This is a genomic window from Desulfurella multipotens (assembly GCF_900101285.1).
Classification (GTDB): Bacteria; Campylobacterota_A; Desulfurellia; order Desulfurellales; family Desulfurellaceae; genus Desulfurella; species Desulfurella acetivorans.
The window spans coordinates 1-13,228 of the sequence record NZ_FMYU01000011.1 but is presented as its reverse complement, the minus strand read 5'-3'; the positions used below and the strand labels follow the sequence as shown (position 1 = coordinate 13,228).

Annotated in this window: 14 protein-coding genes and 7 tRNA genes; 14 read left to right on the top strand and 7 right to left on the bottom strand. The window is 31.8% G+C overall.

From position 1 onward, the window contains the following. Positions 1-42: 42 nt before the first annotated feature. From BLQ93_RS07595 to BLQ93_RS07585, 3 genes are all read right to left on the bottom strand, one after another. Positions 43-486, bottom strand: a complete 444-nt coding sequence (locus BLQ93_RS07595) for a YMGG-like glycine zipper-containing protein (protein WP_092129372.1) — start codon at positions 484-486, stop codon at positions 43-45. A gap of 65 nt (positions 487-551) precedes the next feature. After that, positions 552-2,114, bottom strand: coding sequence for a DHA2 family efflux MFS transporter permease subunit (locus BLQ93_RS07590; RefSeq protein WP_092129370.1), 1,563 nt, complete (start codon positions 2,112-2,114; stop codon positions 552-554). Positions 2,115-2,210: 96 nt separating this feature from the next. Next, positions 2,211-2,555, bottom strand: a complete 345-nt coding sequence (locus BLQ93_RS07585) for a cupin domain-containing protein (RefSeq protein ID WP_025391432.1) — start codon at positions 2,553-2,555, stop codon at positions 2,211-2,213. A 381-nt stretch (positions 2,556-2,936) separates the two neighbouring features. Between BLQ93_RS07585 and BLQ93_RS07580 the strand changes: the two genes are divergently transcribed. From BLQ93_RS07580 to BLQ93_RS07550, 8 genes are all read left to right on the top strand, one after another. Beyond that, positions 2,937-3,788, top strand: a complete 852-nt coding sequence (locus BLQ93_RS07580) for a TackOD1 domain-containing metal-binding protein (RefSeq protein WP_143338719.1) — start codon at positions 2,937-2,939, stop codon at positions 3,786-3,788. Beyond that, complete coding sequence (locus BLQ93_RS07575) at positions 3,789-4,226, top strand: diguanylate cyclase domain-containing protein (protein ID WP_092129366.1); 438 nt, start codon at positions 3,789-3,791, stop codon at positions 4,224-4,226. After that, on the top strand, positions 4,219-4,920 hold the full coding sequence (locus tag BLQ93_RS09570) for a glycosyltransferase family 2 protein (RefSeq protein ID WP_216818764.1): 702 nt from the start codon (positions 4,219-4,221) through the stop codon (positions 4,918-4,920). Before BLQ93_RS07575 ends, BLQ93_RS09570 begins: the two co-directional genes overlap by 8 nt. Before the next feature lie 10 nt (positions 4,921-4,930). Continuing rightward, a complete protein-coding gene (locus tag BLQ93_RS09565; protein WP_216818763.1) occupies positions 4,931-5,539 on the top strand; it encodes a glycosyltransferase family 2 protein in 609 nt (202 codons plus the stop codon). A gap of 19 nt (positions 5,540-5,558) precedes the next feature. Beyond that, positions 5,559-6,758 (top strand): TolC family protein, encoded by a 1,200-nt coding sequence (locus tag BLQ93_RS07565; RefSeq protein ID WP_159427513.1) that lies wholly within the window; start codon positions 5,559-5,561, stop codon positions 6,756-6,758. Further along, positions 6,742-7,344, top strand: a complete 603-nt coding sequence (locus BLQ93_RS07560) for a hypothetical protein (protein ID WP_092129362.1) — start codon at positions 6,742-6,744, stop codon at positions 7,342-7,344. Before BLQ93_RS07565 ends, BLQ93_RS07560 begins: the two co-directional genes overlap by 17 nt. Positions 7,345-7,455: 111 nt before the next feature. After that, positions 7,456-7,704, top strand: a complete 249-nt coding sequence (locus BLQ93_RS07555; RefSeq protein ID WP_092129360.1) for a hypothetical protein — start codon at positions 7,456-7,458, stop codon at positions 7,702-7,704. A gap of 3 nt (positions 7,705-7,707) precedes the next feature. Continuing rightward, positions 7,708-8,703: an HlyD family secretion protein gene (locus BLQ93_RS07550; RefSeq protein ID WP_092129358.1), complete on the top strand. Its 996-nt coding sequence runs from the start codon at positions 7,708-7,710 to the stop codon at positions 8,701-8,703. A gap of 7 nt (positions 8,704-8,710) precedes the next feature. Here the strand turns inward: BLQ93_RS07550 and BLQ93_RS07545 are convergent. The 4 genes from BLQ93_RS07545 to BLQ93_RS07530 form a co-directional block, all read right to left on the bottom strand. Next, positions 8,711-8,798, bottom strand: a tRNA-Leu gene (locus tag BLQ93_RS07545). A 14-nt stretch (positions 8,799-8,812) separates the two neighbouring features. Then, a tRNA-Cys gene (locus tag BLQ93_RS07540) sits at positions 8,813-8,887 on the bottom strand. A 24-nt stretch (positions 8,888-8,911) separates the two neighbouring features. Further along, a tRNA-Gly gene (locus tag BLQ93_RS07535) sits at positions 8,912-8,987 on the bottom strand. Positions 8,988-9,042: 55 nt separating this feature from the next. Next, a complete protein-coding gene (locus BLQ93_RS07530) occupies positions 9,043-10,719 on the bottom strand; it encodes a methyl-accepting chemotaxis protein (RefSeq protein WP_216818762.1) in 1,677 nt (558 codons plus the stop codon). A gap of 115 nt (positions 10,720-10,834) precedes the next feature. Here BLQ93_RS07530 and rfbA point away from each other — a divergent pair, with 115 nt between their 5' ends. From rfbA to BLQ93_RS07500, 6 genes are all read left to right on the top strand, one after another. Continuing rightward, complete coding sequence (gene rfbA / locus BLQ93_RS07525) at positions 10,835-11,725, top strand: glucose-1-phosphate thymidylyltransferase RfbA (protein WP_092129355.1); 891 nt, start codon at positions 10,835-10,837, stop codon at positions 11,723-11,725. Beyond that, positions 11,718-12,710, top strand: coding sequence for a dTDP-glucose 4,6-dehydratase (gene rfbB / locus BLQ93_RS07520; protein ID WP_092129353.1), 993 nt, complete (start codon positions 11,718-11,720; stop codon positions 12,708-12,710). The genes rfbA and rfbB overlap by 8 nt, the downstream gene beginning before the upstream one ends. A gap of 64 nt (positions 12,711-12,774) precedes the next feature. Continuing rightward, positions 12,775-12,849, top strand: a tRNA-Thr gene (locus BLQ93_RS07515). A 10-nt stretch (positions 12,850-12,859) separates the two neighbouring features. After that, positions 12,860-12,945: transfer RNA gene (locus tag BLQ93_RS07510), tRNA-Tyr, on the top strand. 15 nt (positions 12,946-12,960) lie between these two features. Next, positions 12,961-13,036: transfer RNA gene (locus BLQ93_RS07505), tRNA-Gly, on the top strand. A gap of 18 nt (positions 13,037-13,054) precedes the next feature. Beyond that, positions 13,055-13,130, top strand: a tRNA-Thr gene (locus BLQ93_RS07500). The last annotated feature ends 98 nt before the right edge of the window (positions 13,131-13,228 follow it).

Here is a 13,228-nt window from a genome sequence, read left to right as displayed (position 1 = left end):
GCCGACAAAACAATATCTATAATGTTTTGTCGGCTTGTTTTTTTACTGAGCGGGGCAAACCTCTTTAACGATATTACTTATTAACTGTCCATTCTGCCAAGTTTTGATTCTAACTTTTTTACAACCTGTTTGTGGGTTATAACCAATTGGTTCTGCTTGGACAACACCTTGTGTTCCATCATTAGTTGTTGTTTCATATCGAACAGGCTGGTTATATTGGGCTGCTTGCTGGGCTGATTGGGTTTGTATCTGCGATAGTGTATAACCTGCAACTGCACCGATCGCTGCACCTATTGCTCCACCTTTCCATCTATTATCTGGACTTAGTAAAGCACCAGCAACAGCACCCAGTAAAGCACCGGCACCAGCACCCTGGTATCCTTGTTGTGTGGGTTGTTGTAGGGTTTGGCAGCTTGTTAAGTTTAGACTTGTAGTTAAAAGAGTCGCTGCTAAACCTAAACTTACGATTTTACCTTTAATGTTCATAGTTTCCTCCTTTGCATTTTTATTTATTATTATACACTAAAGTCAAATTAAGGTAAAGAGAAAAACTACGTTTCCGATATAATAATTTTTTGTGCTTTTTGTGTTTTGGTTTTAATAAATGGCAAAAAAATTAAAAATACAAGTATAATATACATCATTAAATGAAAATCATCCTGGAAAGCCATTATAGTGCTTTGTGCATTGATTGTATTGTTTATTAAGCCTATTGCTTTGTTATAGCAAATTGTAGGATTAAAACCACCATAAGTAAATAGATAACTAGAAAGTATATGAAGATAATTTTGAAAAATAGGATTTGAAGCAGTTATGTTGCTAACAAGGACATCTCTATGGAAAGCTTCACGATGAGCTAGCATAGTAGAAGCCATAAGTGATATACCAAAACTTCCACCAATACTTCTTGCAAAGTTTAACACGCCACTTGCTTCTCCCATATCTTCATTTTTTAAAAAAATAAACGCTATTACATTGATAGGAATGAATATAAGTGGCAAACCTAAACCAATAAGTACTCGTCCAAGAAGCAAAAAATAGGGTGATGCTGTTAAGTTAATTTGTTCCATTAAGTATAATGCATAAAGTCCAATTATCACGCCAAATATTATAAGGATTTTAAAACCTAATTTTTTTGATACTCTACCAATAAATATAACGGTAATAAGACTGGCAATACCGCCTGGCATCATAATAAGACCACTTTTATAAGCATCGTAGTTCATTAATGTTTGCATAAGCTCTGGTAAAAGAGTTAACGTAACAAAAAACAAAAATCCCAAAAAAAACATAGCAATTGTTGCTATAGCGTAGTTTCTATCTTTAAGTAAACTCATTCTGATAATTGGTTTGTCTGAAAAATAATTTTTTATCAAAAACATTGAAATGAAGAAAAAACTCAAAAGTGCTAAAATTACAATAAAATTTGAATTAAACCAATCATCTTCCTGTCCTCTATCTAGCATTACCTGAAGTGCACCAATACCTATTGCAATAAAGCTTAAAGCCACATAATCTAATTTTAAAGTTTTATTTGCTTTTGCATATGGTGGATCAAATATAAACATTAAGGTCATTATTGTTGCTAATATGCCAAATGGTACGTTAATCAAAAACATCCATCTCCATGAGTAACTATCTACAATCCATCCACCTATTACAGGTCCCAAAATAGGTGCAAATATAACGCCAATCGAAAAAATACTCATGGCTTGGGCTCTTTTTTCTAAAGGAAAACTCTCCATTAGTATTGCCTGGGATATAGGTTGCAAACCACCACCCGCAAAACCCTGTATAGCCCTAAATAGTAATAATAAATCAAGAGTTGGAGCAATACCACACAAAAAAGAACTCACAGTAAAACCAATTATGCTTATAAGAAAGTAATTTTTTCTGCCAAATTTATTTCCCAAAAAACCTGTTATGGGCAAAATTATACCACTTGCAGCTAAGTAAACAGTAAGTGTCCATGTAGCATCATCTGTTGTTACAGATAATGGACCTGCCATGTAAGAAAGTGCCACAGTAACAATAGAAGTATCCATAAGCACCATAAAAGTAGGTAGCATAACAGTTAAAGCAATAATATATGGATTAACTTTTCTATCTTGCATTTCTATCCTTTATAAACAAAATAATAAAAAAATCATAACAGATTTTAAATATATAAGCCTTTAAGTAAAAATCAAGGAAAAAGGTATTTTAGTTGCTTACGTATGGGGTATAATACATAGAAATTTTAATAATTTGTCACTATTATTCTTGTATGAATGTTCTATATTAGGTTCAATAAAGACTGCTGAGTTTTTAGAAACATGTTTAGTAATATTTCCAACAGTGATTTCACACTCGCCGTCTAATATAAAAATTTCATGTTCCCATGGGTGTGAGTGTGGTGGAATTTCTGTGTGCGGTTGCATTTCAAAATAGCGCATGGCAAAGTTTGGTGCACCGTCTTCTTTTTTTATAAGCCATCTTATACTAACACCAGATACATTTTTACCATTAAATTCTACTGGTTGGTTTTGCAAGCTATCCAAATTTATAACTTTCATACACACTCCAAATTTTAGAAGTATTTAATTTTAAGTAACTAACTTTTTTTACAATATTTATTAATTTTTGTCAAAAAAAACTTTTAAAGCTCTTAAATGGTTATTTTTCTTACATATTTTATAGAATCTTTTTTAAATCTAAGTCTAAAAATTATTTAAGCTTTGAATTCATCCATTAGATTAAATTGATTAGAAACTTTCTATAACAAAATTATTTTGTTCAAATAAAATATAAATAAATTATTTTTTTTGTTTTTTTTGTTTTTTTGTGATATACTATTTATGAAGGGTTTTTTGGATTTTTAGGTGTAAAAATTGGTTTTACAAAAAAAATTAATAATTTTTAGCAATAGATTTTTTGAAAAACGTGAAACATATGAAGTGTTTAATTCTTGGGAAAGTTTCTTAGATTCGGCAATTGAACCTATAGGGTTTTGGATTGCAAAAGATTTTAATGATAACTATTTAAGTATTATAAATAATATTAGACGTTCAAATTGGTGGTATAAATATTGTTTTAGTGAAGACAATTTAAATAATAAGCTTTTAGATGGTAGTTTAGATATAGATCAAGCCATAGATAAGTGTAATTTATCTGAGGAAAAAATTGCCAAACTTAAGTTTAGCTTAGGAGGCCTTGCTCCCAGTGAAAAATTACTAGTTTATTTGTATTTACGTGAAGGTTTAGAAATTGTTCCTCAGTTTAACCCAAATGCGCCAAAACTTTATACTTACCCTATTATTGAGATTTTAAGCGATAATCAAAACGATTTAGATTGGTACCAAGAATTGATTAGAAAAAATCTTATTGCTTATAAAAAACTTATTGATAGGGTTAGACTTTGCAATAAATGCTCCAGCGCTCACATATATTTTATTGATATTTGCCCAAATTGTAAAAATATAGACATAAAACGCTCACGCTTTCTTCATTGTTTTACATGTGGATATGTTGGTAAGCAAGAAGAATTTAGCAAAGGTTATGATTTAATATGCCCAAAATGTAATGCCCATCTAAAACATATTGGGGTAGATTATGATTTGCCTACTGCACAATATATTTGCAACAATTGTGGTTATGTGTTTGAAGAACCTGAAACGATATACCGCTGTATTGCATGTGGAGAAGAAGGTAGTCCGGATAAGTTAAATATACAAGAATTTTACAGTATTGAAATGACTTTGTATGGCAGAGAATGGCTTTTACTTGAGCAAAAGAAAATTATATTTTAAGTGTTAAATGAAAGCTTAAAATATGTTTCTTTAGAATATTTTCAACTCTTATTAGATTGGTTTATAAAACTTTACAGAAGAGATAGTAATTTTTCATTTGCTTTGGCGCTAATTAAGTTTCAGAATATCGAAGAAATAATTCAATTCTATGGAATCAGTCAATCTATAGAAATTTATAGATCATTAGCGCAACGCATAAGCGAGATGCTGCGCAATACAGATATTGTGTGCAGAGATGACGAATACAAATTATGGATTTTTTTACCTGCTACGAAAAAAAAGGGTATTTGTAATAGAATTAATAAACTGGTAAATAGCATACAACCAGAAAGTGGTGTAAAAATTAAAGTTTACATTAATATACAATACTCTTCCGAAATAGACTCAGAAATTAATGCTGAATTTTTAATGAATAAATTGGATTCAAAAAATGATTGATTCAATTTATTTAGCTTTTATTAACATAATAACATCTCACAATTCATTTTTGACATTTATACTTATGTTTACGCCTTTTATAGTATTTTTTGAGGGCCCTTTGCAACTAATAACAATGATAGGCATATTTAGATTTGCCAAACAACAACTAGCACAAAGCGATTTATTAACTCAATTACCACATGTTAGTTGTTGTATTACTTGTTATTCTGAAGGAAAAAGCGTTATAAATACAATCAAATCTTTAACCTTTCAAACATATCCTGGTTTAATTGAAATCATAGCTGTTGTCGATGGTGCGCTACAAAATAAAGATACTTTGCTAGCCGTACAAAGTTGTAAAGAATTTGTCGAAAACACTACTAATAGAAAATTACTTATAATACCTAAATGGCAGCGAGGTGGTAGGGTTTCTTCTTTAAATGCAGCACTAAAAATAGCTTGTGGAGAGATCTTTATGGCTTTAGATGGAGATACTTCTTTTGATAATAACATGGTAGTAAATGCTGTTAAACACTTTAACAATGACAATGTAGTTGCGGTTTCTGGTAATTTACGCGTAAGAAATGCTAGCAAATCATTAGCTACAAGACTTCAAGCCTTAGAGTATATTTTGAGTATATCTGCTGGCAAAACAGGTTTGTCTGCTTTTGGTATTGTAAATAATATATCTGGGGCTTTTGGGGTTTTTTAGAAAGAAAATTTTGGACTTAATAGGTGGGTGGGATACTGGTACAGCAGAAGATCTTGATATTACAACAAGAATCAAGCAATACTTTGGAAGAAATAAAAACTGGAAAATTGTTTTTGACCCTTATGTAATAGGGCATACAGATGTGCCAGAAACATTTTTGGGTTATTTTAAACAAAGGCTTCGTTGGGAAGGAGATTTATTTTATCTTATAGGTCGTAAATATTTGGATAATATAAGACCAAGATTGTTAAATTGGGCTAATTATATATCAACAATAATTATAACCTATTTTATGCAAATTATTTTACCATTTGTTATAACTTTTTATACCATCTATTTGTTTTACACCCTACCAGACGCATATGTTTTAGCTTTATACTTTATGGTTTACTTATTTTATGTGTTTGTTTTGTTTACATATTTTTTATTATACTGTCTTTTGGTATCTGATAGATTAAACGAAGACATTATTTACTTTTTGTATATACCTTTATTTCCTTTTTTTGCATTTTTTTCCAGAATCAATGCTGCATTGGCAATCACGCACTCTGTAATAAACAAATCGCATTTGGATTCGAGTATGGCGCCTTGGTGGGTTTTAAAAAAGGGTAAATTTTGATATGAGTCTAAACTATAAAATGAAAGTGTCAATTTTTATTTGTTTAGTTTTATTTTTAATTCCGTATGCTTGCAAAGCACAAACAATCACTTTGGAACAATTGCAACAATTAATACAAAAAGATCCCAATATTGAAATAGCGCAAAAAGAATATAATATTGCAAAATCACAGGTTGATATAAATGAATCTGCTCTTTCTCCAACGCTATTTGGCAGTGTAACCTATACAAACTATTCAAATCCTGTCCAAACTTCTACTTACAATGTTTCTACTACAAACCAAAACGGCTTAACAAATAATTATAGCGAAACACTAACTCCGCAACAACAAAGATACAATAATGTTTCTGCAAATATTGGTTTGAGTATACCTTTGTTTGGCAGCCGTCAAAGCCTAAAGCGTGATTTAGTTATAAGTAAATCTATATTAAACCAAAACTCTGCAAACATAGAGTTACAGAAATGGCAAGCAATTAAATCCTTAATTTATGCTTATTCAGAGTATTATGTAAGATCCATCCAGATAGATTTAGCTAAAGGTTTTTTACATGACGAAAGCTTAGTAAAAGATATTTTATTGAAAAGACAAAAAGCTGGGTTAATATTGGATTCAGATAGGTTAGAATTAAATACAGAATTTAGCGCGGTCAAGCGAAATGAATTTGTTTATTTAAAACAATATCAAGATGCATTGAATACTTTACAATTACTTACTGGAAAAACACTGGACAATTTCCAGTTTGTATACCCTTATTTAGATACAGAATCTATAACAAAACAAAAGCTTTTAGAATCTATGTATAAAAATCCACAAATTAAACTATACACAGAAAAACTAGAAGGTTACAAAAAGGCATTAAGCGAAGTGGGTTCAATATTTTCATCTGGCAGTTTAAGCGTACAAACTGGTATTCAAAACAGCTTTCAAGGAAAAATGGGGTGGAATGTGTCAGCTACTTTAAACGTAGGTATGCCGCTTTTTGAGAAAAAATGGCGCGATGCTACATATTCCAAGGCATTTTTAGAAATGCAAAAAGCTGAATTAGAGTTAGAAAACCAAAAGAAAGCTTATAAAAATGCATGCGATAGCTATTACTTATGGCTAAAGTCTAGAAAAGAAAATTTGGATTTTGCTGTAGAGAGATTCAATGCTGCTTTCGCAAGTTATAATACTGCAAAATTAAGAAAACCGATTAATCCTGGTGATTATTGTAATTAAATCTAAATACTATTTGTACCAGACTGTTAATGATTATCTTGAGGCTTTACTTGAATATTTAAAAGCACAAGCGGATTTACTTGGGTTAATTGGCTATAATGACAATATTTACAAAGAAAACGCAATCTCTAATAAAAATCAAAATATCATTAAAAAAATAGAAGACATGTATAAATTAAATAAAATCCATTACCAAAACGAAGCTTATTTAAATTGGTATGCATGGAACAGTTTTGCACTATATAAAAGATTAGGAGAAGATTTTTGGGATAAAATTCCTAAATCAACAAGAAGTGTATTTTTATCTTTAAATAGTCAGGAAATTCAGATGATAAATACAAAACCAGACGAAGCGAATATTTTAGACAATTTTATAAAACAAGCCAACAAAAGAAACATAAAAGTAGAATTGCTATTGGGTGACCCATATTGGGTATTAGAAAAATATCGACACCAATTAATATCTATAATTAAGAGCCTAAATAAATTCGGGTTTTCAGGTATACAACTCGATATAGAAAAAAGCCAGCTTCCTAAAAACGATAGATATTTGTGGGATAAAGGTATAATAAAAACTATATCATAGGTTAAAGCAAACACTGCTTTTCCTATAGGATTATCAATAAATTATAAAGAAGCTCAAAACAATAAGTTATTAAAGAATCTTCAAAAAGCGGGCTTAGATAAAATCGTACTTATGATATATACAGTCAACCCTAAAAAAATTATGGAAGTTGCAGATAAAATTATTGCAAATAATCCAGATTTATACTTTAGTATAGCAGTTTCATGCGAGCCTACTTCGGTTTTACCACCAAATGAAACTTTTGCAACTATGAAAGTAAACAATATGCTTTCAGAATGGAGAAATTTGTACGAGTATTTTGCTTCAAGGAATAATTTTTTGGGTATAACGATTCAATCACTTGAAGATTTTTGGATTTAAAAAATGAAAATTAAATTTAGCAGACCCCCTTCATCTCCAAATGAAGTTAGCGGTTTAAAAGTTAATTATGAACCTCCAAAAAGACCAATTTCAAAATGGCGTTTTAGGGCTGTGCTTATATTATTTTTACTGCCATTTTTAGTTTTTGGTGTATATTTGATTTATAAAATTACTTACAATCTATTGTTTATTAATGCACCTGGATACTTAATTATTAACCAAATAACAATCAAAGCTCCATATGATGGAAAAGTAGTATACATAAGAAAACCTGGTGATAATGTCAAAAAAAATGAGATTATACTCAAAATAAAAAATCCATTAGTAGAAAATCAGTATAGAGAATTATTTAAGAGTTTAAAACAAATAAAATCATCAGCTAGCATAAAGGTTAACCCTGAAGTGTTAAAAATTTACAAAGAACTTTACGAAAGTCGTTTAAAAACATACAAAGAAATACTCAACCTACAACAAAAAAACGCAGCAACATCATATGAAGTGGCAAATGCACAAGATGCTCTGCACTCTGCAGAGATTGCTTATTTGCAAGCAAAGCAAAGTTTAGAAAGCAACAAAAATGTACCTGTTGCCGAGGATATGAAATTAAATGAATTGGAATCTATATTGCAAAGTTTAACTATAAAAGCGCCAGAAAACGCAACAATTGCTTTAGATCTTGTTAAAGAAGGAGAATTGGTTAATAAAAATGAAGATCTAATGGTGTTGCAAAACAATAACAATGTTATAATAGAAGCGTTTTTAGAGCCGAATAAGGTGAAACATGCTTTTTTGGGTAAAAAAACTAAAGTTGTGTTTCCAAATGGTAAATCGATAAAAGCTGAAATTATTGGCCTAAAATTACAAACCCAAAAAACTCCTCCAATTTTAGTATCTCCATTTGCAAAGGAAAATCTATCTGTGGTAGTTGAACTAAGGCCAATTAATGCAATCCCAAAAAACTTAATGATTAATTATATGCCAATAAAGGTTGTTTTTTAAAAAACAATGGTGCCGAGGGTGGGAATCGAACCCACACGGGAGAAACTCCCAAGGGATTTTAAGTCCCTTGCGTCTACCAATTCCGCCACCCCGGCAAGTAGGTAGCTTCTGGAGGCGGCACCCGGATTCGAACCGGGGATCTGGGTTTTGCAGACCCGTGCCTTAGCCACTTGGCTATGCCGCCAATTTGGGTCTGTTTATAAAAAAATGGAGCGGGAAACGGGACTTGAACCCGCGACCCCAACCTTGGCAAGGTTGTGCTCTACCAACTGAGCTATTCCCGCTCGATACATTACTATTTATATAAAAAATTTCTCAGTTGTCAATAGAAAAAATTCACTATATATTCTCCACACCAAGCCCAACTCTTACACCACCAAAGTGTTTGCCTTCAATAAATACAGGAACGCCAATATCGCTTATAACTTCGCCAGTGTCCCTTGGATAAGTTTGTATAATTAGGCTATCTGTATTTCTTGCCACATTTAAACCAACTGTATCGTTAAATATTCTCATAGAACGATTCCCTACAAGGTCTTTCTCGTAGTTGCCAGTTAGTGGTTTATCATATATTGAGTTGTGTGCTGCTATGTAGCCATTGTTGTCTGTAAGCAATACATATCTAAAGTTTTGGTTCATATTCAAGTATTTGTCTTCTATGGGCTGGATGTATTGTTTAAAAAAGTCTGTAAATCTTGTGCGGTATTTTTGCGGATTGGTATTTGGTATTGGCACATAGTTTCTATCCCATATGTCACTGGATGAAATTATGCCTTTTTTGATTGCATTTTCTATTGTATCTGTCATTTCTTTAGCGCATTTGTTTGCAAGATCTACAACTTCTTCTAAAGGGTTTCCTGTTCTTACTTTCTTTAAAATATTTGTGGACTGTTCTGCAATTTTGCTTAAATCAAGACTTTTTGAGCTTACATTATCAAGACTTGTTGATATTTCTTTAACAGAACCTGCAAGGTATTCTACCGTTTGGGCTACTTCTTCAATTGAACTTGACTGTTCTTCTGTGGCTGCTGTTATTGTATTTATCATGTTGTTTGCCTGATTAATTTTATCTGCAAGGTTATCAAAAGAAACAAGCATTTCTTCTACAGATTTTGTGTTTTGTTCAATTGTATCTCTTATTATTTTATTTCGCTCAACAAGAATGTTGAAATTTTCTGCAACAGAATTAATTGTATTTTCTATCTCTTTTGATTGCTTTTGTGTTTGCTCTGCAAGCTTTCTAATCTCATCTGCTACCACTGCAAAGCCTCTGCCATGCTCACCTGCCCTGGCAGCTTCAATGGCAGCATTTAAGGCAAGAAGGTTTGTTTGGTTTGAGATATCATTTATAACATTTACAATGGATAGTATATCGTCTATTTGAGAATGCAGGCTTTCCATAGATTGTTTATTTTCATTTAATACTTCAATTGAGTTTTGAGAGGCTTTGGTTATATTTTGAGTCGTCTTAATTGTTTGTTCGCTTATAGCGTTTACTTCTTCCATAAACCTCACAAAGTTTTCCATATTGTGAGATATATCACCTATGGCTTTTGTAGAATCATTCATTGTTTTATTTATTGCTTCAAGGTTGTCTTTGGTTTCGTTCATATGATGTGTAATATTTTTTAGCTCAAAGTTAAATTTGGCGTTAAAAACAGAAGCTTTTGTAGCATTTGTGATAAGCTCGCTAAAGATAGATCTAGAAAAGCTAACAAGTGTGTTAATAAACTCTCCAAGTGAAGCACAAAAGCCTGGTACAGAATAGTCTTTTGTTAAATCATACCTGTCTTGTTTTGTAATTTTACAAAACTCATCGGCTGTTTGTTTTGTTGGTTTTATTATAACAAGATAGTAATACCAGAAGTTAATAATTGCAAAAATAAAAGTTGCTGCAGTAAATGTGTAGATGAAGTACTTTTGCACAAAACTATTCAAAAAGATATAAGCTAAAATACCACCGATAAAGTATAATGCAAATGTAAAAATAGTAAAAGTTATTAATTTTTTAACCATAACTTTACCTCCTTGTGTCATAATAATTAAGCAAAGCTATTCTGTCAAATTTTGAGTTTACAAAATTGTAGCTTTATTTTATATTGTGTTTTAGTAAATATTTGGAGGACAATGCATGAAAGGTATAATCTTAGCAGGTGGTTCTGGCACAAGGCTTTATCCTGCAACAAGCACAATTTGCAAACAGCTTTTGCCAGTCTATGACAAACCTATGATATACTACCCTTTATCAATTTTGATGCTTGCCGGAATAAGGGATATTTTAATAATATCAACCCCGAAAGATACACCTAGATTTAGTGAACTGTTTAAAGATGGTACTCATTTAGGTTTAAATATTTCATATGCTGTACAAGAAACACCAAAAGGTTTGGCAGATGCATTTTTGGTAGGTGAAAGCTTTATTGGAAGCGATAATGTGTGTTTGGTTTTAGGTGACAATATTTTTTATGGTCAAGGTTTGTCTTATTTATTAAGAAAAGCCAAGACAATTGCAGAAGAAGAACACAATGCAGTAGTGTTTGGCTATTATGTTAAAAACCCACAGGATTATGGCGTGTTTGAGTTTGATGAAAATTTTAATGTATTAAGTATTGAAGAAAAACCGCAAAAACCAAAATCAAATTATGCAGTGGTTGGTTTGTATTTTTATGATAATACAGTAGTTGATATTGCTAAAAACGTAAAACCTTCGTGGAGGGGTGAATTAGAAATTACAAGTGTAAACCAAACTTACCTATCTGAATCAAGGCTTAAAGCTATAACATTAGGTAGAGGTTTTGCTTGGCTTGATACGGGAACATTTGATAGTTTACTTGAAGCCAGTCAATTTATACAGACAATAGAAAAACGCCAGGGTTTAAAAGTAGGCTGCATAGAAGAGATTGCATACAAAATGGGCTATATTGACAAAGATAAACTCTTAGAATTAGCTCAACCGCTTAAAAAATCAGGTTATGGAAATTACCTAATAAACATATTGCAAGGAGATAGCAGTAATGAATAAAATGTTAATAAGTGGTGGTGCAGGTTTTATTGGTAGCGAGTTTGCTCGTCAAGCATTGCTTAATGATTTTAATATTGCAATTGTTGATAGTTTAACATATGCTGGCGATCTAAAACGTATTGATGATATTAAAAATAGATTAAAATTTTTTAACTGTGACATAAGCGATTTTGAATCTTTAAAAAAAGTATTTATAAACTTTAAACCAGAAATCGTAGTACACTTTGCAGCAGAAACACATGTAGATAGAAGTATATTAAATCCACATATTTTTATAAAAACAAACATAATTGGTACACAAAATATGCTTGAGTTATCCAAGGATGCGTTGTTTGTAAACATTTCAACAGACGAGGTTTATGGAGATTTATCGGAAAATGATGCAAGCTTTATGGAAAATTCTTGTTTAAAACCCAGTTCTCCATATTCCACAAGTAAAGCATCTCAAGATATGCTTGGACGAGCTTACGCTAGAACCTATAATGCAAATGTTATAACGATTCGTCCTTCAAATAATTATGGACCATGGCAATATCCAGAAAAACTAATACCTGTTGTAATATATAAGGCACTTCAAAATGAGCCAATACCAGTGTATGCACAAGGAAAAAATATTAGAGAGTGGACGTTTGTAGAAGACTGTGCAAAAGCAATCTTGCAATTAATTAAAAAAAGATGCGCAAATGAAATTTTTAATCTTGGAAGCGGTATTGAAAAACAGAATATTGAAGTTGTGAAATCTATATTGGCTTTATTAAATAAATCAGAAAGTTTAATAAATTATGTTAAAGACAGGCCTGGTCATGACTTTAGGTATTCATTGGATTCAACAAAACTCAAAAAAACAATTAGTATAAGCTTTACAAACTTTGAACAAGGCATAGAAAAGACAGTTAAATGGTATCTTGACAACAAAGATTGGCTATTTGAAAAAGCAAAAGAGTTAAAAGATTACTGGCATACAGTTTACAAATCTAAAAATTAAATAAAATGTTTTTTAAAAAGTTGTTTGACAATTTTAAAAATATATGTATAATCGTTTTTTGCTTGCTGGCGTAGCTCAATGGTAGAGCAGCTGACTTGTAATCAGCAGGTTGGGGGTTCAAGTCCCTTCGCCAGCTCCATAGTTATAATGGAGAGGTTCCCGAGCGGCCAAAGGGAACAGACTGTAAATCTGTCGGCTATTGCCTTCGGAGGTTCGAATCCTCCCCTCTCCACCATTTAACAAAAAATAGGCGGGAATAGCTCAGTTGGTAGAGCGCAAGCCTTCCAAGCTTGGGGTCGCGGGTTCGAGTCCCGTTTCCCGCTCCAAATAAAAAAGTAATGATTGCCTATGTAGCTCAGGTGGTAGAGCACTTCCTTGGTAAGGAAGAGGTCAGCGGTTCAAACCCGCTCATAGGCTCCATTGAGTTTAGGAGGTTTCCATTATGGCAAAGGAAAAATATGTTCGTACCAAACCTCACGTAAATATTGGTACAATTGGACACGTTGACCATGGTAAGA

What these genes read in the sequence shown, in the direction of transcription:
- BLQ93_RS07595 (WP_092129372.1), bottom strand. Translation starts at nt 486, where the DNA reads ATGAACATTAAAGGTAAAATCGTAAGTTTAGGTTTAGCAGCGACTCTT.
- BLQ93_RS07590 (WP_092129370.1), bottom strand. Translation starts at nt 2,114, where the DNA reads ATGCAAGATAGAAAAGTTAATCCATATATTATTGCTTTAACTGTTATG.
- BLQ93_RS07585 (WP_025391432.1), bottom strand. Translation starts at nt 2,555, where the DNA reads ATGAAAGTTATAAATTTGGATAGCTTGCAAAACCAACCAGTAGAATTT.
- BLQ93_RS09570 (WP_216818764.1), top strand. Translation starts at nt 4,219, where the DNA reads ATGATTGATTCAATTTATTTAGCTTTTATTAACATAATAACATCTCAC.
- BLQ93_RS07565 (WP_159427513.1), top strand. Translation starts at nt 5,559, where the DNA reads ATGAAAGTGTCAATTTTTATTTGTTTAGTTTTATTTTTAATTCCGTAT.
- BLQ93_RS07555 (WP_092129360.1), top strand. Translation starts at nt 7,456, where the DNA reads ATGATATATACAGTCAACCCTAAAAAAATTATGGAAGTTGCAGATAAA.
- BLQ93_RS07550 (WP_092129358.1), top strand. Translation starts at nt 7,708, where the DNA reads ATGAAAATTAAATTTAGCAGACCCCCTTCATCTCCAAATGAAGTTAGC.
- BLQ93_RS07530 (WP_216818762.1), bottom strand. Translation starts at nt 10,719, where the DNA reads ATGGTTAAAAAATTAATAACTTTTACTATTTTTACATTTGCATTATAC.
- rfbA (WP_092129355.1), top strand. Translation starts at nt 10,835, where the DNA reads ATGAAAGGTATAATCTTAGCAGGTGGTTCTGGCACAAGGCTTTATCCT.
- rfbB (WP_092129353.1), top strand. Translation starts at nt 11,718, where the DNA reads ATGAATAAAATGTTAATAAGTGGTGGTGCAGGTTTTATTGGTAGCGAG.